Origin of the sequence: Clostridium sp. YIM B02500 (assembly GCF_022324665.1) — a bacterium.
Lineage (GTDB): Bacteria > Bacillota > Clostridia > Clostridiales > Clostridiaceae > Clostridium > Clostridium beijerinckii.
Genome location: NZ_JAKGTE010000015.1, coordinates 55,851 through 75,344 on the forward strand (window position 1 = coordinate 55,851; position 19,494 = coordinate 75,344).

The following is a 19,494-nucleotide window of genomic DNA, read 5'->3' on the forward strand; positions in this document are numbered from 1 at the left end:
GGGAATAAATTTGGCTGAAAATTTTTATACGATATTGACGACAACAGGTAAAGCTAAAATTGCCAACTCAGCAGCACTAGGCACTAAAGTAAACTTTAAGACTTTAAAAGTAGGAGATGGCAATGGAGCTTATTATGAACCAACAGAAAATCAAACATCATTAATAAATAAAGTGTGGGAAGGAAATATCGGTGCTGTTACAGTTGATGATACAAATTCAAATTGGATAGTTACTGAAACTACAATACCAGCTAGCGATGGTGGGTTTTTCATTCGTGAGGCTGGCATTTTTGACGAAGATGGAGATTTAATTGCTATTGCTAAGATGGCAGCAACGTATAAACCAGTTGCAGCAGAGGGAACTACAAAAGATTTATCTATAAGAATTATTTTAGAAGTAAGTAATTCATCTAGTATAACTTTAAAAGTTGATCCTAATGTCATAATAGCAACTAAAAAAGATATTCAGATTATAAGTAACTCTATTAGTAATATTGGTACACAATTGTCAGATATGGTGCAGGATAGCTATCCGAGCGTAATAGCAACTGGAACTAATTCTTATGTAGGTTCTACAGATAAAATTAAGTCACTAGGCAAGGGAACAACAAAACTTACTTTATTTGTAGGAGCAGATGCAACTGGAAACTGTAGTTTAAATTTAAATTCGTATGGAGCTAAGAATATAAAAGACAGTTTTGGAAACATAGTAAATAACTTTAAGAAGGATATTCCTTATAATCTCTGCTATAACGGTACGGATTTTATATTACAGGGTAAAGGGGGTGGTGGCGATGCACTAGACTCACAGTTATTAATAAACAAGAAAGCAACAGTTGATACTGGACCTATAGTTGGAACTATGCCTGATAATGGGCAAGTTATTATTATACCTGGAGCAATTAACAAACCAATTAATAAAGGATTTCATGATGGAACTGGTTATGTTGCTGGTGATTCAGATTTAGTAAGTGGCAATATAAAAGCTGGAATTAATATATTTGGTATCAATGGAAAATCTAGTGTGGTTGATACATCGGATGCAATCGCAGCTGCAGCTGACATTATAAATGGTAAAACTGCATATGTGAATGGTAATAAAATTACTGGCACTGCAAAGAAAGATAATTTTACTACGGGCACATTTAATACAAATCCATCACAAAATTTACGTTCTGTTACTATTGACTTAGGTTTTGTGCCTGAAATATTAATAATAACATTTACAAATACCAGTGGTATAAGTAATTGTATAGTTCCATCTTTAAATTTCGTAAATTCAGGTTCAAATTATGGTAGTCTTAGTATATCTGGTACAAAATTTACTTTTTATGATTCAAGTAATGGTGCTAATACTTTAACTACCCTTAGATATGTGGCCTCCTAATTAATAAATGAAAGGTGATAAATAAATGAAAGTATTAATAGCTTATAACAAAAACACAGGCGAAATACTATATACACAATCCGGAGGAAGTGAATTAGAAGATAATATATTAACAAATTTATCTTATGAAGTTCCAGATGGGAAAATAATAAAGTCAGTAAATATTGAAACTAAAGAACCTGTTCTTGATGATATACCAAAAACAGATATAGAGAAATTACAAGAGCAGGTAGCAAGTTTAACACAAGCAAATGCAGAATTAACAAGCATAGTAGCAACTATGGAAACTACTAATGCTTAGTACAATAAATTTAATTTTAAGGAGAGTGTTTAGAATGCAATTTAATAAAAACAGTGGATGCGTAAAAGTATGGGTAACATTAATAGTAGGAGGTACTTACGAATATAAGGATGTTCCTAATCTTTTGAATCTACAAGAACAGGTGAAATTAGTCCTTGTAGATATTGGAGCTATGGAAAATACAACTACAGAAAGTATTGCATCATAGGAAAATAGGAAGTAGTAAATAAAAGAATATAAGCAATAGATCAGCACCAATAAGGTGTTTTTGGTACGTTATAAGTGTAGCAAATAATCTTATAAAAGATTAAAGCTAGCACTTATTTTTTTTATTGCATATTTAAAAGTATTGCCTTTAGAAAGATTATATTTATATTTGTAAAAAATTACTTGATTTTGAATATATAAAAGAATTTGTATTACGATTTTACTTGGATTAAATTGGTATAGAAGTTACTATAAATATAAGGAAAAGAACGCGCGTTCATTTATTATTCAAATTATTTAATAAGGGAGAAATGATAAATGAAAAATTATTTTAAGAATTTTTGTGTAATGTTTATTATGTTATTAGCTGTTTTAGGTGTTGGAGTAATTCAACAAGGAAATATTGCCAATGCTGCTACTATTGGACAACAATTATTACAACCTGAATATGGATGGAAAAGATATGATGATTCAGATGCAAAAATAAAGCATGGTTCGGGGGTTGATCTAAACTTAAATGATTCTAGATATTATAATAGAACATATACTCAAATTAACACTAACCCAAGTACTAATTGGATGAGTTTTAATTTTACTGGTACAAAACTAAGAATCATTGGCCGACCTACAAATATATGTGATACTAAGGCTAATGTAATAATTGATGGAAAAACATATAATTACAATGCAGCAGCAGGGCCTGAAGCATCAATATTAGCTTTTGAAAAGCTAGGCTTAGAAAATAAAGAGCATTTTGTAACAATAAATACCCATATAGGTACCTATGCTATAATTGATGCAATTGACATAGATTCAGTAGGAGAGTTGAAATCTTATAATGAGAATACCTCTTCAAGCATATCACTAGATAAATCAGTAGATAACTTGCAAGTAGGAGAAACAGATAACTTAGTTGCAACAACTACGCCAGCTGGAGCAACAGTAAGTTGGGCATCAAGTGATTCTTCAATAGCAACAGTTGATTCAATTGGTAAAGTTACAGCTCTAAAAGAAGGGCAAGCGGTAATAACAGCTACAACTGCTGATGGTTTAACTGCAACATGTGCTGTAACTGTAACCACAAAAACTGCTGAGCCGACAAATCCGGATCCAGATCCAACAGATTCAGATAAGATAGTTAATATTGCTCATGCAAAAGGTGATAACACTAATAATGCTGGTGGAGATGTTACAATTATATTTCATGGAGCAGCTGATACTACATTGAGTGTGATAAAAACAGCAGATGTAAAGGACGTATGGGTAGGAGATAATTTTACATATACTATAGTAGTAACTAATACTGGTACAAAGACAGCTAAAGCAGTAGTAGTAAATGATCCTGCTCCTAATCATATTGATTTTGTAGTGAATGGAATAACAACAACTCAAGGTACAGTTGATCCAAGCTCAACATCTAAAAATATCATAGTTAATGTTGGGGATATTGCTCCAGGTGCAACAGTTACAATAAAAATACCTGCAACTGTCGTTCTATAAGCAAATGATTGATTGGAAGTAAGATAAAATTAATATTAGAATCGTTTATAATATAATAAATGAACTAAAAGGCACTTACAGAGATGTAGGTGCTTTTATTATATAAAATTTGAAACAAGGTAGGTGTAACATGAATGAAGAACTAATTAGACATGAACTAGAAACGCATGATAAAAGGCTTAATAACCATGGAGATAGACTAGATAAACTTGAACAGGATGGAAGAGAACTAAAGACAGAACTTAAGAATCTATGTGAAAATCTTAAAAACTTAACAAGTATGATGAAGTGGTTTATAACTGCAATTGGAGGAGCTTTAATAAGCTTCTTTTTTTATGCAGTTCAAACAGGAATATTTAATAAATAATTGGAGGTATGTAAAATGATAAGAACAGCATTAAAGTTAATAATTAAGGTATTAGAGAGCAAATTAATTAAAAGTGGAGTTGAAGAGCAGATCCTAAAGAATAAAAATTATATAACTGTGGGAAAGGCTGTCTGGAATATAGTAGATGAACATTTCAGAATTTCAAAGACTGTAGAAGAAAAACTTGCAAGTAAAGCAGAGCTGTTCGATAAACTGTTATTAACTAAGTTTCCAGAGCTAAGCCAAGGTGATATAGCAGAAATCAGGCAAAGCATTGCAGGGGAGATAAATCAAGGAAAAACTGCTGTTGTAGATAATTCTACCTTAATTAAGCAGTTGCAGGATGATAATACTAATCTAAAAGCAGAATTAGCAGCATTAACAGAACAATTTGATAAAGTACAAGCGTTATTAGTAAAACCTGCTGATGTAAGCACACAACAAGTAACAGCTTAATTCTAGAGTAGCCTTTATGGGTTACTCTTATTTTTATATTTAAAATAAGAAAGGAAGATATAAATGAAAGGTATAGATGTAAGTAATCATAACGGAAATATAAATTTTAACCAAGTAAAAACAGAAGGAGTAGAAGCTGTTTATATTAAAGCTACAGAAGGAACAACATATAAAGATAGTTATTTAGATACTAATTATTCAAATGCACATTACGCAGGTTTAAGAACAGGATTCTATCATTTCTTAGTTGGAACCAGTGCTCCAGAAACTCAAGCAAATAGTTTTTATAATGCTATTAAGGATAAAGCTAATGATCTAATTCCTATGCTAGATGTAGAAACTAATTTTGATGGTCTAATGGACTATATATTAAGATTCATTGCTAAATTCAAAGAGTTGTCTAATATGCAAATAGGTATTTATACTTACACTAGTTTTATGGATAATTTAGATAATAGAATTGCAGATTATCCATTATGGGAAGCAAATTATAACAATACTCCATGGAAATTAAATTCTAATTTCTTTACTAATAGGGTAGGTCACCAATATAGTGAAACAGGATCAGTAAGTGGAATAAATACTGATTGTGACATGAATGAATTTAATGAAGGAATATTAAATAAAACTACTGGATATGTTGTTACAAATTATTTACCTAATGGTTATCAAGGAAATAATGAATTTGAAGGTGTTGATTCTGACTATGTACTCCAATATTTTACAGGAGTTAGGTGTTATTTTAGAGGGAATGAGAAGGGGATGTGGATTGAAACTCAGAATATATCCATGAGCAAATGCCTAGAGCTAAAAGAAACTTTGGGAAGCTGGTTTTATGATATAAAGTAATATGGTATAATGATTATTACTAAATTGCATATACTCTGTTTAGTAAAGGTAGACTAGGTAGAAATACTTAGTCTATCTTTTTGTTTTAGTATAATAATTCTTATAAATCAGATAAAAATAGTCTTGTATAATCTGTGGAACTATGATAGTATAATATTACACACAAAGCTAACAGCGATAGTAGATAGCGTTAGACTCCCAATATAATTATAGATTATTTTTAAGCATTAAGTCTTGTAGGGTAGTAAAGAGAAATCTTTATTACCCTTATTTTTTTGCGTAAAAATAGAGATAGCGAAAGAATCAGGTGTATGACAGTAAAGCTATCTCTTTTTATGTTTAAATCCATAGATTGGAGCAGTTATATTATTAGCATAACATTAGGATTATATACATTGATTATAAGAAAACAAAAAAAGCAGTGGTATTATTAATGAGGATAAATTAAAAAACTGATTATACTGGAAAAGTTGAATGGTAACATTAAATAGAGCAATAGTTAATATCCAGCCATTAATCAGACTATATATTGTTGCTATTTACTTGGATGTAATATAATGGTAGTATATAAATGTAAGCATTCAATATAATATATATAGATAGCAGCAGGCAAGATTTTTTTGTTTGTTGCTATTTGATTTTGAAGAACTGTTCAGTTAAAAGATATTTAATTCAGAAGAAAAAATATAAAAATAGATAGCAGAGGAAACGGAGAACTGCTATCTATTTTTATATATTTAAATTTGGACATTTATATTATTTCTAAATAACTAAAAAATATCCACTAAAATTAATACATACTAACACTAAAATTACTACCAAATTTATTCTAATATGACTTTCTTTTATAATACAGCTAATAATTTAAATCTTATTATATTTGACAAAGTTACCAAATAATATACAATTATATTTAGAAGAACATTTAGGGGGAATAATAATGAAAAAAATACTTAGTATTTTATTATGCAGCTTATTACTATTTACTATAGTAGGTTGTGGGAGTTCAGCAAAGAAATATACAGCTGAAGAATATGGAAATAAGCTAAAAGATGCTGGAGTTACTATTGAGAATATGGAAGTCACAACTACCGAAAATGATAAAAATCAGTTGTTGGGTAGACCAAATCAATATACATCTAAAGTAACTTTTACCAATGGTAGTATAGAGGTATTTGCTAATAAGGAAGACGCAACTAATAGAAAAGAATACATTGATAATATTGGTAAGAAAATGCCTTTAGTAGCTGAATATAACTACGTAAATGATACAGGAGCATTATTAAGACTTGATAAAAAATTAAATCCAGATGAGGCTAAAAAATATGAAGATGCATTTATGAAAATTAAATAATATTCTATATGCTAGGATTAATTTCCTAGCTTTATTTTTATGTATAAAAATATTTTAAAATAATTAAAAAAGCGGCAGCTGTAGCTGCCACCAGTCCATTTTGCATAATTAGTATAACTCAAATTTATTAATAAGGTCAAGAAGAGAGACATGTAGTTGTTTTATTAATATTACTTGTATTAAAGGGGTGAAATGTTTATGTCTAATTTTAGTATTAATGATAATCCATTTGGGATGATATTAATTATCTTTCCACTACTTACATTTATTATATCTCTAATTTTACAACTTTTAATTAAGAAAAAAGTAATTGTTTTAAGCATTATTTTTATATGGTATTTAATTGCTACATTTGCTTTATTTAATACAACTTTTCTAATATGGTGTTTTGTTTATACAGGCATATCATTAATTGGAACATTTAGTGCAGATTTAATTCTTAAACATAAGAGATAACTTACTTTATAATTTTTTTATAAACAGTATATATATTACAATCAGTAATACTTATATTAATTAATTTTCACAAAACACCATAATTTACTTGATATTATCAATATGTATATTAAAGGAATTTTGGAGAAAATGTAGAAATAAGGTTATGAAAAGATAAAATTTAAGGGGGATGTTTTAATGAAAAACTTTAAGAGATTGATAGCTAGTTTTGTTACATTAATAACAATATTAGCAGCAACGCCATTAGCAGCACATGCAGAATGGAAAAATAATTCTACAGGATGGTGGTATACTGAAGGAAACTCATGGGCTACTGGATGGAGATACATAGATGGAAATTGGTATTATTTCTATTCTAATGGTTACATGGCTAAAAATTGTTATATTGGAGATTATTATTTACGTGGAGATGGAGCGTGGACAACTCCTCCTTCGGATAGCAGCAGTAGTAGTGGAAGTACAGCAAGCAATACTAATACTAGTAACGACCAAAGTCAAACAGTATATGTATCAAAGAATGGTATATATCATTCAAGTCCAAATGCACATGGTATGAAATATTATACTACTATGTCTTTAGCTGATGCTCAAAAGGCAGGATATAGAGCTTGTGAAAAATGTTATTAATATAATAAAGGGTAATATATATAAAAATAGAGGTAGTACTAAATGTTTTTTAGTACTATCCTCTATTTTTATTAGATGGAATAATTATGATTTCTTCAATAAATAATTATTGACACAATATAGAAAGAATATACAATAATAGTAAGCAAAGGGGGATTAAAATGACAAAAACTAAAAAAGTCATAAGCTTATTACTAGCAGTATTATTTTCATTGTTTCTAATATCGTGTGGTAAGAGCTCACAAGTCAATAATACCAATAGTACAACAGCAGCTACTGCAGAAACAAAAACAGAAACTCAAAAAACTTTAGGAGATTTAAAGATACATTATATAGATGTTGGTCAGGGAGATTCAGAATTAATTCAAGTTGATGGAAAGAACATTCTAATTGACGCAGGAACCAGTGATAAAAAGGCTTTAGATTATCTTAAATCAATTGGAATCACTACAATAGATTATGCAATTGCAACTCATCCACATGAGGATCATATAGGCAGCATGGATGATGTTATCAATAATTTAAAAGTTGGAACTTTTTATGCACCTAAAGCAACAACAACAACTAAGAGCTTTGAGAATATGGTAGATGCTTTAAAAAACAAAAACTTGAAAATGAATGTGCCAAAAGTAGGAGATCAAATTACGCTAGGAGATGCAACACTAACATTTTTAGCTCCTAATAGTGCTAAGTATGAAGATTTAAATAATTATTCTATAGTCTGCAAATTGAAATATGGAAATAATTCATTCATATTTATGGGAGATGCTGAAGATGTAAGTGAGGGCGAGATACTGCAAAAACAACTAGATATACAGGCTGATGTTTTAAAAGTTGGGCATCACGGAAGTCATTCGTCTACAACTCAAGCATTTTTAGATAAAGTAAACCCTAAATACGCAGTTATAAGTTGTGAAAAAGGTAATGATTATGGACACCCACACGAAGAAACTTTAGATAAACTAAATGCTAAAAATGTTAATGTATTTAGAACAGATTTAGAAGGAACAGTAATAGCAACAAGTGATGGAACAAATATAACATTCAATGTTAAGCCAGTTGATAAGGCTAATGACATAGCTCCTAAAAAAACTAATAAAAAAGATAATTAAATTTATAAATCAGTAGTTATTATGGCTGCTGATTTTTTATATTAATCTAGTAATATTCTATAAAATAAATACAAATATAATTATAGGAAAATCATTAAGTTTCTATCATTTCATTTCGATAATTTGCATTATGTAATAATATATTTTCTGGATAAAGACATATGAATTTAAAGAAAATAAATTATTATATGGGAAAGATAAGAGGAAAATTTTCTTTACAAGATAACGTAGGTTCAATATAATATATTTATGAGAACGTATGTTTGCATGAGGCGTGGATTTAATTAAAGGAATCGAGAAAATATTGAACTTAAGTATGGTAGAAGGATGTAAGTGGATACTATTTAAAATATGGTGAAGTTTATTTTTCTAATAATGTTGTGATAAAAGGAATGATAGCTATGGTAATAAAAGATAAAGAATTAGATATAAATTTAGTAAGTGCAGTGGAGAAATATTTAAAACTAAATTACAGTGATTTATATAATAAGAATAATTTAGGAATAGTATTTGAAGAAGCTAAGGAAGATAATGAACTTAAGTTAAAAATATTTAATTCAATAAGAAGATTTATAATGAATTAACGTAAAAAGATATTTAATAACAAATTATCATTAGAAATTATATATTATGTTAAAATCAAATTGAAAATTTAGAGTTTTCTTAGAAATAACCCAATAACGTAATTTGATATTTTATATCAGTATTCGTTATTGGGATAAGTATATAGAAGTTTTTATAATAAATAAATTTATAATTCCTGGTATAGGAGATGACACATATGATAAGAATTTGTTTATCTAGAGTATTAGGGGAAAAAAGATGGACTCAAGCTTATTTGGCTAAAAAAACTGAAATAAGGCCTAATACTATTTCTGAACTTTATCATGAATTAAATAATAGGGTGAATTTAGATCATATTGATAAAATATGTGAAGTGGTAGGGTGTGATCTTACAGATATATTAAAATATGAACCTAATAAAAAGAGTACTGATTAATTTGCTATTAGGGAAGTATTTGCTAACTAATAAATCTTTTTTATTTTGAATTTATAATAGTGTATTTATATCTTAAAAATCAATAAAATTTGTTTAAACTAACGTTAGTAGATGCTGATAGAATCAGATTAAAATTGGATAATACTATATTTACAATTTATGCTATAATTGATTCGTAATAGTAAGTTATTCTGAAATAAAGATCATTTATATAATAGAAATATTGGGAGAATGAAATTATGGATCAAAAGGATAAGGAAAATAAAAATACAGAGATTGATGATGAAAACAATGAAAGTTCTGAAGGAAAAGAAGAAGATAATTATCTGGCAATAGGAATGTGCATGGGGATTTGTTTTGGGATTATCGTAGGACAGTTGATTTTTAAAAATATTAGTACAGGTATGTGTATTGGTATGTGCTTGGGATTAGCAATTGGTTCAAGCGTAAAAAAGAAAAAATAATTGTATTTGTTGATGAGATTATGAACATGATGTGTAGTTGAAGTAATGAACAATTTTCTTATATCATGAATCAATAAAATTAAATATCAAATTGTAAAATCGTATTATTCAAAAGAAATTGAATTTGCGATTTTTTTTATACAATACTAAGAAATCACACATTATCCCAAGGAGTCCTCAAAGTATAATAAGGAGTAGCACATCAAAAGAGGAGATAAGTGTTACTTAGTTTGATATTTGTAAGTATATTTTTTACATGACAATAAATAACGATTTAAGGATTTCTAAGATGATATATTTAGAAAAAGTTTATACTTTTATATGCTTAAAATTAATAATAGTACGTTATTATATTTCTTAAATAGCAAATATGTTTTTATTGCTGATTATAAAAAAATAGACTTATAAAAGAAATGAGGAAAAATATTAATATGGATAAGGCTTATCTTACTGTAAAAAGAATAGATTCCAATCATTTAAAGATTATCGCAATTGTTGCCATGGTTATAGATCATATTGCTTATGCTTTTGTTTCTGATGGTACTATTTTGGGTCAGGTAATGCATACAATAGGGAGAATTACAATGCCTATTATGTGCTTTACACTTTCAGAAGGATATCATAAAACAAAAAGCATAAAAAAATATATTATTAGATTATTCATTTTTGCGATAATATCTCATATTCCTTATCAATTTTTTAGTACTGGAAAACTACCAATAGCATTTGATAGCTTGAATGATGTATATATTAAATTTCCAACTAGTGTTATTTATACTCTTTTTATAGGAGTTATATCGCTCATAGTATGGAATTCAAAGAAATTGAACAAATTTTTAAAAACTATAATATTACTAATTCTTTTAGGGGCATCAACTCTTGGAGACTGGGGAATAACTTGTGTTTTATGGGTTTTAGTATTTGGTATTTTTTATGGTGATTTTAAGAAACAAGTGATAGGATATCTGATTGTAGCGCTTCCTTTGCTTTTAATGCCAGGATTAATGATATTAAATATTGTAGATGGAGCATGGTGGGAAGAGATATGTATCTTTGGACTATTAATTCCAATTCCATTGTTATCACATTATAATAAAAAATTAGGAGGATATAACCTTAAGTGGCTGTTTTATATATTTTATCCGCTACATCTACTTGTTATCGGATATATTAAGTATTATGTTCTTTAAACATATATGACTTTGTGTTATCTTCATAAGAATGTGATCATTAATATTAATTGGAAATTTAAGGGGAGATATTCAGCATGATTCTAATATAATATATTTATAAATTAATTTATGAACGGAGGAATATTAATGGCAAATCAGACTACTAATGAATTACAGGAACGAGTTAATTCATATAAAGAAAAAGTAGAGTTATTAACCAAAGATAATGCTAGGCTTTATAAAGAAATAAAAGATATAAAAGCTGATACAAATGCTATTAGCTCCAAGGAATATGATATTCTATTAGATAATATGGAATTATTAAAATCCGAACTTGAAAAGTATAAGAATTTATATTTTCGCGAAAAACAGAAAAGTAAAGTTCATATAGTAAAGAAGTCAAAAATTGTTGGAAGAAAACCTGTATCGGATGAATTAAGAAATAAAGTATTGGATTTAAAAAAGCAAGGATCAAATATAAGGAGCATTGCTAAGGAATTGAATATTGCGCTTGGTATTGTTCACAAAATAATTAATGAACAAAAATAATAAGTGAAATATCTATACAATACTAAAATAGAATTTATGAAAAGGAGTATATCAGGATAATTAAAAATTATCTTAATATACTCCTTTTTGTTTTATTTTTCTAAATTAAATTACCATAAAAGTTTAAATATAAATTTTCCTACATTATAATATAAGAAATTTAATCAAGATAATTTTTAGGAAGATTGAATGCTTTAATTATTTTCTTCTTTGATGGCAAACTTGGATTAAAAATTCCTCTTTCCCATTGACCAACGGTGACTACTTTTCTATTGACCTTTTTACCGAATTCAATCTGGGAAAGTCCGCTAAGATATCTAAGTTTACGGATTCTGTTTGTGATAGTATCTTCAAGGTCATTAAAAATAGCATTAGCTAAAAATTCCCTATAATTAACAATAAATAGCTCGAATACACTTTTAAATGTTGCACTTTTATACAGGTTGCAACTGGTTCTGGGAAAACTACTACAATCTACACAATATTGAAAGAAATAGATTCCAAGGCTTTAAATATAACGACGTTGGAAGATCCGGTTGAAATAGTTATGCCTAATATTAACCAAATGAGTCTAAATAAAAAATTGGACATAGATTTTTCGAATGGCCTTAGAAGTATATTAAGACAGGACCCAGATGTGATTATGATTGGAGAGATAAGAGATGAAGAGACTGCAAGCATGGCGGTAAGAGCATCGATTACTGGGCATAAAGTATATGTGGATTATATTATAGAATTTATATATTTAATCGAAAAAACAAGTAAAATCAACAGTTGTCAAATTCTATAGTATATGATAGTGTATAGAAAATAGTTGAGTACTTTAGGAGAAATATATTATGATTGTTTATAAAGCTAAGGAAATACCAATAATGAACTTAGATGAAAGAATTCCGGTACGTAAGAATGAAATAATAATAATAAAACAACTAGATATCAATAGTAACGTGTGGATTCCTAGTGCATTAACAGATTTTATTAAATGTTATTATTTAAATGCTTCAAATAATACGAAAATAAAAAATGCAGGCATACTTTGCGGATTTATTAATTATATTAATTTGCAAATAGAGCTTGGAGAGGATAAAGTTTTTGAGGAACTAAAATCAAAAGGGCTTTTTGCTATTAAACACATTCATTTAGCAAAGTATATTAATTATTTATCAAATAAATCAGAAATAAGAAATTCATATAATACAATAAAAATTAAAGAGAGTATATTATTAAAATTTTATGATTTTATTTATTTAAAAGGTATATCTTCTAAGGAAGCTAAGATATCAAAAAAGGTTGTATCGGGATTAAGGAAAAATTCGACAAATGCATTTAACACTAAGAGAGGACAGATAGTAATTATTTCTCCATTTATTGATAAAGCAAAATATCATATAAGATATCCTGATAAAACTCGGAAAAGATGCGAGCAATTAAAAGATATGAACGATGATGTTTGGAAGTTGTTTCTGGAATATGCAGAAGAAAACTATATTAATATTGCATTGGGGATATATTTTCAAATAATGGGGGGGCTTAGAATGGGGGAAGTTGTAAATTTAGTAATGGATTCTGTTAAAGTGGACAAACATAATGATTTAATTTTGTTGGATATCGAAGATAGGCAAAATGAATTGTTTTACTCAAGGGGAATTAACACATTAAAATCCCAAGTTAAAAAGAATAGGATTAATCAGCCTGTCTTTAACTTTAATTCTCGATTATTTGAAGTTTGGGAAGTACATAAAAGAATTTTAAATGGGAACAAAAAATATCATAATCATCGAGCTCTATTTATTGATAGTAAAGGGGAACCTATGAGCGGGGAAGTCTATATTAAAGAATTTTATAAGTTAAAGAAAGAATTTATTGGCTTTATTGAAACTAAAAAACCAATAATTGCTAACGAGTTGCGGGTTTATAGTTGGGGAACACATATTGGTAGGCATATTTATACTAATTACCTTATAAAAAAGGGACTGATAAATGATTCTACTGGCCAATCTAGTTCTAAGATGTTAATGATACTTAGAGGAGATTCATCAGAACTATCTTCAAGCCAATACCTAGATTCCAAAGCTGTTTCAGAAGTTGTGCGGAATAATTTAGAATTGATTAGTAATATTTCTGTAAAATACAACAAAGGAGAATGACAATGGAATACATAATAAGGAAACAACACTTAGATCTTGATGATAAAAAGAAGTATATATCAAAACAAGAATTTTGTGAAACTCTCGAAATTAAAAATGATAGCAAGATATGTTGTGATGTTAGTTTTATGTGGAAAATTAGACGTATTTTGATACGAAATAGTCAGTTATATTATAATATTCAAGATGTAAATAGAGCAATAGAAGAAACAACATTATTTTATAATGAACATTATACTAGAGAAGATACATTAAATAGAGTCTCTAAACATGTAATGAAAAAATTAACACCAGTTAGAGTTCCAAGTAAATATTCTAAAATATTTAAGAAATCAATGAATTTCTCAAGATTTGTATACAAAAAGAAGGAAGTAAATGCGATTATTCCTACAGAGCATAATTTTAAACATAAAAAAATTATTTTTGATAATTTAGAGTATATAGATGCAGTTACTTTTCGTAATAAATTAGAGATAGGTAGTAAGCCCATTGATACACTAAACATAATAAATGAATGGGGAGTAAGAACAGTAACAAAGGAAGATGATGAAGTATATTATTGTTTAGTGGACGTAATGTGTGCAATTAGAGAAACTAAAGAATTTTTTAGTAAACACTATACAAAAAAGCAGTTAAATAAATATTTGAAATTTTATGAGTATCAGGATATAAAAAATATAAAAATACCTTACAAATATAAAATATTACTTAAAAATACTATTAATAAAAGTGAAAATGTATCAGTAATCAAAAAAGAAGATATTAAAGAAAGATATGAACAAAAAAAATATTTGCAGGAAGGCTTAAACAAAGGTACAGTAATCAATATGAAAAAAGCAATGGATATATTGAATGTAGGGGTAGATACTTTTCATAAAATTGTAGAAAATGGTTTTCTTAGTAATATTAAATATGATGAACAATTGAGAATGAATTTGAATTGGAATTTATATAAAGTAGAAGATGTTAATAAGATACTCAAATTACAAAAAGAGTTTTATAAAATATATATTGATTTAAAGCATGTATCTATTAAATATAATCATAACTTGAAAATTAAAAATGCTAAATTAACTATTTTCAATGCACCTATATATACGTTGACTAAAGATAGAGTTGCATCAATTTCAGCAATAAAAGGGGTATTAAGTATAGAGGAAGTTGAAAAATTTATACATAGAATGGAATTTGACAAGTTAGATGGAGATTTTGTTGGAATAACTAATTTTGAAACTTTTGAGTATAGACTATATAGCTCGTTAAAATGGAATGGGTTTGATAGAGAATCAGTATATACTGAAAAGAATTGGATGGAATATATTAAAAACTTATTAAATAATACTGTTTCTGGAGGTTCAGTATTATCATCAAGAATTAATTTATTTATAAGAACAACATTTGATTTGATAAATCTATTAGAGAAAAATATGAAAAAGGAGATATATTCTCTTACATCAAGTGAAATCAATTTGGCATTCAGATATATTGGTAAGTCAAGGAAGTTGGTTCTTTATGATTTTTTAAAGTTAATAAATACGGATATAATATCATGTAAGCGAGAAAATAATAGGTGTTTTAAAATAGCAGAGGTAACCCATCCAAAGTCCAAAGATAATAATGAAAATAGCATCAAAAAAGATGTACCTGAAACTTATGATTTTGATGAATATGCACAGGTTTATAATTACTGTATTGATGTTAATTTACATGTAAAGAATGCTATAAAAGAGATACAAAAAGACAGTACAGCAAAATATCTGTCGACTTGGTTATACGTTATGCTACATTTAAATAATGCTTGGAGAAGTGGAGATGTGAATAACTTCCCTAAGATAGATATTTATGATATTTTGAATGAAAACAATATTAATGATGTAGAATGGTTTATAGGAAATACTATTAACTTACCAATTGCAAGAAAAATTATATCGAGAATTTTACAGTGGGAATTTATTATTTCGAAAACACAAATAAAAGGAGCCTTTTTTTGTAGTGATATTTTAGCGCCGGCATTAGCAACGGCCATATCGTTATTAAGTTTAGTACATAAAAAAATAGTTTTTTCAGAACAAATTAATTTAATGATCTTTGGAACTAAGCATAATGGTATAAATACTCAACATATAAATAAATTTTTTAGCCAACTAAGAATAAATAATTTTAAATTTGGGTCTAGAAAATTTAATAAAAGTGTTATGACATATATATATTATATTGCAAACTTATCAGGTGGTGAAAAAGGACTTATTTATGCACAAAAATTAAGAGCACATATAAGCGAAAGTAGTACGTTACATTATATAAATGTAAATCTGGAAGAATTGGACAATATTAGCGAACAGTTATTTGCACGAGGAGAATTTGGATTTATACCTAGCTTATTAATACAAAAAATAAATGGTAAAAATTTATCATTTGATGATATAACACGTGAAGTTTCTAGGTTAAATAGTACTTTCGGCAGCTTAGTAAAAATTAATTCTACTTTAGGTTTCTTGAATAAGATACGTAAGGAAAGAGAGAAAGTTATAAATCTTATATCACAAAGTAGCTTAAACGAATGCCAAAGCTATCTAATTAACATATTTACAAATAATATGCCTTCAAAATGTGGATCAGAAATTCAGTGTTTATCTAGTTTAGAAGGGTGCTTAAGAAATGATTTAATAAGTTGTTTTGAATGTCCCTACCATATACCAACAATATATGCTATATCATTACTATATGATAACATTATAGCTGATATAGAAAACTATCACTCAAGCAATAATATACCGTTTAAAATTAAATTGGCGTTAGGTATTGAAAAAAAGAAGTTAGTACTACTTGAAGCAATAAAAAAATTTGGTAAGGAATATGTTTACTCTTGTTTAGATATTGAAAGAGAAGAGTTTATTATGACAATGGCTTCAATTTCAAATTGGAAAAATCTAAGAAGAATTACTTAGTTTAAATATAATTAGTGTGAGGTTAATATGGAGGTAAAAGGATTAATAGATGTTAATTTAATTGACGAGGAAATAATACCAATTGATGAGTACAAAAAAAAATATAGTGACTGGTTATTAAATAGTAATTTGTTAAGAGAAAAAAGTATGTCATATAATTCAGAAGCTACTTTTGAATCAAATGTATGGATTTTTTTTTCTGATATACAGAGGCAGCATTTGAATTTTAATTTTAAATTATTAGATGATCTTATAAAGTTTAAATTAATGGAAAATGATGATGTGATTTTATTTAAGTGTTTTCTGACTAAATGTTTAATGTCTGATGATGCACTATACACGGTAAAAGCAAAGTTTAAAACCATTATTTCATTTATTTTGTTAAGCAATAATTTTAATAAAGATATGATAAATAATAAAAAAGGTAATATATTTTATACATTTTTTAAAAATAAAGAAAATATTCAAGGATATTTATTTCAATACTTAGATTTTCTGGATGTTATTAGGGCCGCTAGGGACGAACATTATATAGTCTTAGGGTTAACGAATGGCACACGTTCTAATAGAGATAATAATCGTAGGGTATTACCCTGCAACAAAGATATTATTGCTTTTGATTATTATTTGAAGAAATTCTTTTCAGAAGAAGACAATAAAAATCTCAAAAACTATTTTATGCCAATTTTATTATGGTGGAAAATAACAAATGTTTTACCATTAAGGAGTAGTGAATTTGCAAATCAGTTAAAAAGGGATTGTTTAGTAGAAGAAGACGGTAAATATTATTTAAGAATAAATAGGATTAAAGTTGCTAGAACGAAAAGACTAGACAGGAATGATGCTAAAATTCCATTATTAAAAAAGATTAGGGTTAGTAAGCAAATAAACGATTTAATCTTGGAGTACTTACAGATTATAGATTTTGATAATGATTCAGATACGCTATTATCATATAAGGCGTGTGTATATTTTAGAAATGAGTATTATAAATCATTGCGTGGTAATAAGAACTTAGCAATTACTCGAAATTCAAATTTGTTAAAAGATTCATTTAGTTCAAATTTGCTAGAAGGCATTTTAAATAATTTCTATCAAATGATAATAAGAGATAAGTATTTTGACACTAGTATTAAAGATAAAATATCATTAGGCGATACAAGGCATCTTGCTTTTTGCTCACTTCTTTTACAAGGAATTTCCCCAATCGAGATAGCAATGTTAGGGGGACATACAACACTACTATCCCAAAATCATTATATTGGACATACATCATATTATATCGACAATGAGATTGTTAATTATTTTAGCAACAATATGTTAAATAATAGTAAGTCAGATAAAGAGCTGAAATATATTATTTTCAATAAAACTATTTTACCGCAAGGGGAGATTAAAGACGATAGACTTACGGAGGACAAAGTTGGATATTGTATGATGGATTTTAACAATGATGATATATGTGATGATGTATTATCATGTATATATTGTTCAAAATGGTGGTGTGAACCAACAAATGAGAGCTACATAAAAATAAAAAAATATATTGAAAATAGTTGCATTTCACCGCTAGAAAAATCAATAAAGGAAGAGGAAAAATTTCTGGAAAGGTTATTAAGACAAGCTAAAGTGATTAATGTTAATGGTATATTAGAAATTGAACAGAATGGTAATAAAAAAATAAAACAAAGTATTTTAAACATTAGAAATGATGCAGATAAAGTTATACTTTTTAAGAAATCGTTATTTGAAAGATATGGTGAATTTGAAGACGTATCTAAGGAGGGATATATATGGCAAGAAGAAAAAGAAAAATAGATAATCAAGAGGTAAAAGAAATAATAAATCTTAAATTGCAAGAATTAAATGGCGATAAAAGTAAGCTTACTTATAATTCAGTTTATAAATTTAATCAGAATATCAGCAATAATGAACAATATAAACGTAATAATGGAGAGGCATTTAACAGCTATGGTTACGATTTTTGGGCTGGATCATATAAAGGCCAAGATTATTACGGAAAAGAGCAAATAGATAAATTAAAGAGTGAGATAAATCCTATTATTGCTGGAGAAAGTTTTGAATTAGAAATACAAGATATTATAGTCTTAGTGGATAAATATAGAAATAATTCAGGTTTATTAACAAAAAAATTAATACATTGTTTTGAATCAGATAGAAAAAAAATTTCAATATTAAAAAATGAAAATACAAAATTAAAAAATAAATTAAAAAAAGCACAACTGGATTTAAAGCTATTTGAACAAGGGTTTGCTTCAATGTTCTATAATAGTTCATTAGTTGATAATTCATTGATAGATGTGATTAGTTTGACCAAATCATCAGATAGATATGTTTATGATGAATTGAAAAATATGTTTAATAATGAAGAAGATAGATTACAAAAAATTTTTGATAATGAAAGTAATGACAAAATCATTAACCGTAGTGTAATTAATATTGATGATAAGAAAAAGGAACTTATTGATAACGAAATAAAAAAAATAGAGGATATGGGATTTTAAAATAGAAAAGCATAATTTTTTGTTTAACCTTTTATAAAGAATGCTAAATAAGAGTATAAGAGAATAGTTTGAT

General features: G+C 27.4%; 20 protein-coding genes and 1 pseudogene. All 21 read left to right on the forward strand.

All coding sequences use genetic code 11. From position 1 onward, the window contains the following. The first annotated feature begins 10 nt into the window (after positions 1-10). The 21 genes and pseudogenes from L1S46_RS13885 (at position 11) to L1S46_RS13985 (ending at position 19,421) form a co-directional block, all read left to right on the forward strand. Complete coding sequence (locus L1S46_RS13885; protein WP_236894851.1) at positions 11-1,387, forward strand: phage tail protein; 1,377 nt, start codon at positions 11-13, stop codon at positions 1,385-1,387. Between the two features lie 25 nt (positions 1,388-1,412). Then, on the forward strand, positions 1,413-1,688 hold the full coding sequence (locus L1S46_RS13890; RefSeq protein WP_236894850.1) for a hypothetical protein: 276 nt from the start codon (positions 1,413-1,415) through the stop codon (positions 1,686-1,688). 34 nt (positions 1,689-1,722) lie between these two features. Then, positions 1,723-1,896 (forward strand): hypothetical protein, encoded by a 174-nt coding sequence (locus tag L1S46_RS13895; RefSeq protein ID WP_236894849.1) that lies wholly within the window; start codon positions 1,723-1,725, stop codon positions 1,894-1,896. 317 nt (positions 1,897-2,213) lie between these two features. After that, positions 2,214-3,395 (forward strand): Ig-like domain-containing protein, encoded by a 1,182-nt coding sequence (locus L1S46_RS13900; RefSeq protein WP_236894848.1) that lies wholly within the window; start codon positions 2,214-2,216, stop codon positions 3,393-3,395. A 130-nt stretch (positions 3,396-3,525) separates the two neighbouring features. Continuing rightward, positions 3,526-3,762, forward strand: coding sequence for a hemolysin XhlA family protein (locus tag L1S46_RS13905; protein ID WP_236894845.1), 237 nt, complete (start codon positions 3,526-3,528; stop codon positions 3,760-3,762). A gap of 15 nt (positions 3,763-3,777) precedes the next feature. After that, on the forward strand, positions 3,778-4,218 hold the full coding sequence (locus tag L1S46_RS13910) for a hypothetical protein (RefSeq protein WP_236894843.1): 441 nt from the start codon (positions 3,778-3,780) through the stop codon (positions 4,216-4,218). A gap of 63 nt (positions 4,219-4,281) precedes the next feature. Next, entirely contained in the window at positions 4,282-5,067 is a 786-nt protein-coding gene (locus L1S46_RS13915) for a GH25 family lysozyme (RefSeq protein WP_236894841.1), read from the forward strand. A gap of 940 nt (positions 5,068-6,007) precedes the next feature. Continuing rightward, positions 6,008-6,421 carry a hypothetical protein gene (locus L1S46_RS13920; RefSeq protein WP_011968999.1) on the forward strand — a complete coding sequence of 138 codons (414 nt, stop codon included), beginning with the start codon at positions 6,008-6,010 and terminating at the stop codon, positions 6,419-6,421. 198 nt (positions 6,422-6,619) lie between these two features. Beyond that, complete coding sequence (locus L1S46_RS13925) at positions 6,620-6,877, forward strand: DUF2651 family protein (RefSeq protein WP_236894839.1); 258 nt, start codon at positions 6,620-6,622, stop codon at positions 6,875-6,877. 177 nt (positions 6,878-7,054) lie between these two features. Beyond that, positions 7,055-7,504, forward strand: coding sequence for a cell wall-binding protein (locus tag L1S46_RS13930; protein ID WP_171788488.1), 450 nt, complete (start codon positions 7,055-7,057; stop codon positions 7,502-7,504). Positions 7,505-7,665: 161 nt separating this feature from the next. Beyond that, on the forward strand, positions 7,666-8,616 hold the full coding sequence (locus tag L1S46_RS13935; protein ID WP_236894837.1) for a ComEC/Rec2 family competence protein: 951 nt from the start codon (positions 7,666-7,668) through the stop codon (positions 8,614-8,616). Positions 8,617-8,996: 380 nt separating this feature from the next. After that, positions 8,997-9,200: a hypothetical protein gene (locus L1S46_RS13940; protein WP_236894833.1), complete on the forward strand. Its 204-nt coding sequence runs from the start codon at positions 8,997-8,999 to the stop codon at positions 9,198-9,200. A 197-nt stretch (positions 9,201-9,397) separates the two neighbouring features. After that, positions 9,398-9,616, forward strand: coding sequence for a helix-turn-helix transcriptional regulator (locus tag L1S46_RS13945; protein ID WP_236894831.1), 219 nt, complete (start codon positions 9,398-9,400; stop codon positions 9,614-9,616). A gap of 239 nt (positions 9,617-9,855) precedes the next feature. Beyond that, entirely contained in the window at positions 9,856-10,080 is a 225-nt protein-coding gene (locus L1S46_RS13950; RefSeq protein WP_236894829.1) for a hypothetical protein, read from the forward strand. Positions 10,081-10,511: 431 nt separating this feature from the next. After that, entirely contained in the window at positions 10,512-11,270 is a 759-nt protein-coding gene (locus L1S46_RS13955; RefSeq protein ID WP_236894828.1) for a TraX family protein, read from the forward strand. A gap of 129 nt (positions 11,271-11,399) precedes the next feature. After that, entirely contained in the window at positions 11,400-11,801 is a 402-nt protein-coding gene (locus L1S46_RS13960; protein ID WP_236894826.1) for a resolvase, read from the forward strand. Positions 11,802-12,249: 448 nt separating this feature from the next. Next, positions 12,250-12,519, forward strand: a pseudogene (locus tag L1S46_RS13965) (ATPase, T2SS/T4P/T4SS family); the annotation flags it as partial. 121 nt (positions 12,520-12,640) lie between these two features. Continuing rightward, the gene (locus L1S46_RS13970; RefSeq protein ID WP_238900266.1) at positions 12,641-13,948 is read left to right on the forward strand and encodes a site-specific integrase; all 1,308 of its coding nucleotides are present in this window, start codon (positions 12,641-12,643) and stop codon (positions 13,946-13,948) included. 2 nt (positions 13,949-13,950) lie between these two features. Beyond that, complete coding sequence (locus L1S46_RS13975; protein WP_238900267.1) at positions 13,951-16,896, forward strand: hypothetical protein; 2,946 nt, start codon at positions 13,951-13,953, stop codon at positions 16,894-16,896. Between the two features lie 27 nt (positions 16,897-16,923). Beyond that, positions 16,924-18,714: a hypothetical protein gene (locus L1S46_RS13980; protein ID WP_238900268.1), complete on the forward strand. Its 1,791-nt coding sequence runs from the start codon at positions 16,924-16,926 to the stop codon at positions 18,712-18,714. Beyond that, a complete protein-coding gene (locus L1S46_RS13985) occupies positions 18,690-19,421 on the forward strand; it encodes a hypothetical protein (protein WP_238900269.1) in 732 nt (243 codons plus the stop codon). The genes L1S46_RS13980 and L1S46_RS13985 overlap by 25 nt, the downstream gene beginning before the upstream one ends. Positions 19,422-19,494 lie beyond the last annotated feature (73 nt).

Coding starts and splice junctions, on each gene's coding strand:
- L1S46_RS13985 (WP_238900269.1), top strand. CDS start 18,690: ATGGCAAGAAGAAAAAGAAAAATAGATAATCAAGAGGTAAAAGAAATA.
- L1S46_RS13960 (WP_236894826.1), top strand. CDS start 11,400: ATGGCAAATCAGACTACTAATGAATTACAGGAACGAGTTAATTCATAT.
- L1S46_RS13935 (WP_236894837.1), top strand. CDS start 7,666: ATGACAAAAACTAAAAAAGTCATAAGCTTATTACTAGCAGTATTATTT.
- L1S46_RS13890 (WP_236894850.1), top strand. CDS start 1,413: ATGAAAGTATTAATAGCTTATAACAAAAACACAGGCGAAATACTATAT.
- L1S46_RS13925 (WP_236894839.1), top strand. CDS start 6,620: ATGTCTAATTTTAGTATTAATGATAATCCATTTGGGATGATATTAATT.
- L1S46_RS13955 (WP_236894828.1), top strand. CDS start 10,512: ATGGATAAGGCTTATCTTACTGTAAAAAGAATAGATTCCAATCATTTA.
- L1S46_RS13975 (WP_238900267.1), top strand. CDS start 13,951: ATGGAATACATAATAAGGAAACAACACTTAGATCTTGATGATAAAAAG.
- L1S46_RS13905 (WP_236894845.1), top strand. CDS start 3,526: ATGAATGAAGAACTAATTAGACATGAACTAGAAACGCATGATAAAAGG.
- L1S46_RS13915 (WP_236894841.1), top strand. CDS start 4,282: ATGAAAGGTATAGATGTAAGTAATCATAACGGAAATATAAATTTTAAC.
- L1S46_RS13950 (WP_236894829.1), top strand. CDS start 9,856: ATGGATCAAAAGGATAAGGAAAATAAAAATACAGAGATTGATGATGAA.
- L1S46_RS13970 (WP_238900266.1), top strand. CDS start 12,641: ATGATTGTTTATAAAGCTAAGGAAATACCAATAATGAACTTAGATGAA.
- L1S46_RS13980 (WP_238900268.1), top strand. CDS start 16,924: ATGGAGGTAAAAGGATTAATAGATGTTAATTTAATTGACGAGGAAATA.
- L1S46_RS13930 (WP_171788488.1), top strand. CDS start 7,055: ATGAAAAACTTTAAGAGATTGATAGCTAGTTTTGTTACATTAATAACA.
- L1S46_RS13900 (WP_236894848.1), top strand. CDS start 2,214: ATGAAAAATTATTTTAAGAATTTTTGTGTAATGTTTATTATGTTATTA.
- L1S46_RS13945 (WP_236894831.1), top strand. CDS start 9,398: ATGATAAGAATTTGTTTATCTAGAGTATTAGGGGAAAAAAGATGGACT.
- L1S46_RS13910 (WP_236894843.1), top strand. CDS start 3,778: ATGATAAGAACAGCATTAAAGTTAATAATTAAGGTATTAGAGAGCAAA.
- L1S46_RS13895 (WP_236894849.1), top strand. CDS start 1,723: ATGCAATTTAATAAAAACAGTGGATGCGTAAAAGTATGGGTAACATTA.
- L1S46_RS13920 (WP_011968999.1), top strand. CDS start 6,008: ATGAAAAAAATACTTAGTATTTTATTATGCAGCTTATTACTATTTACT.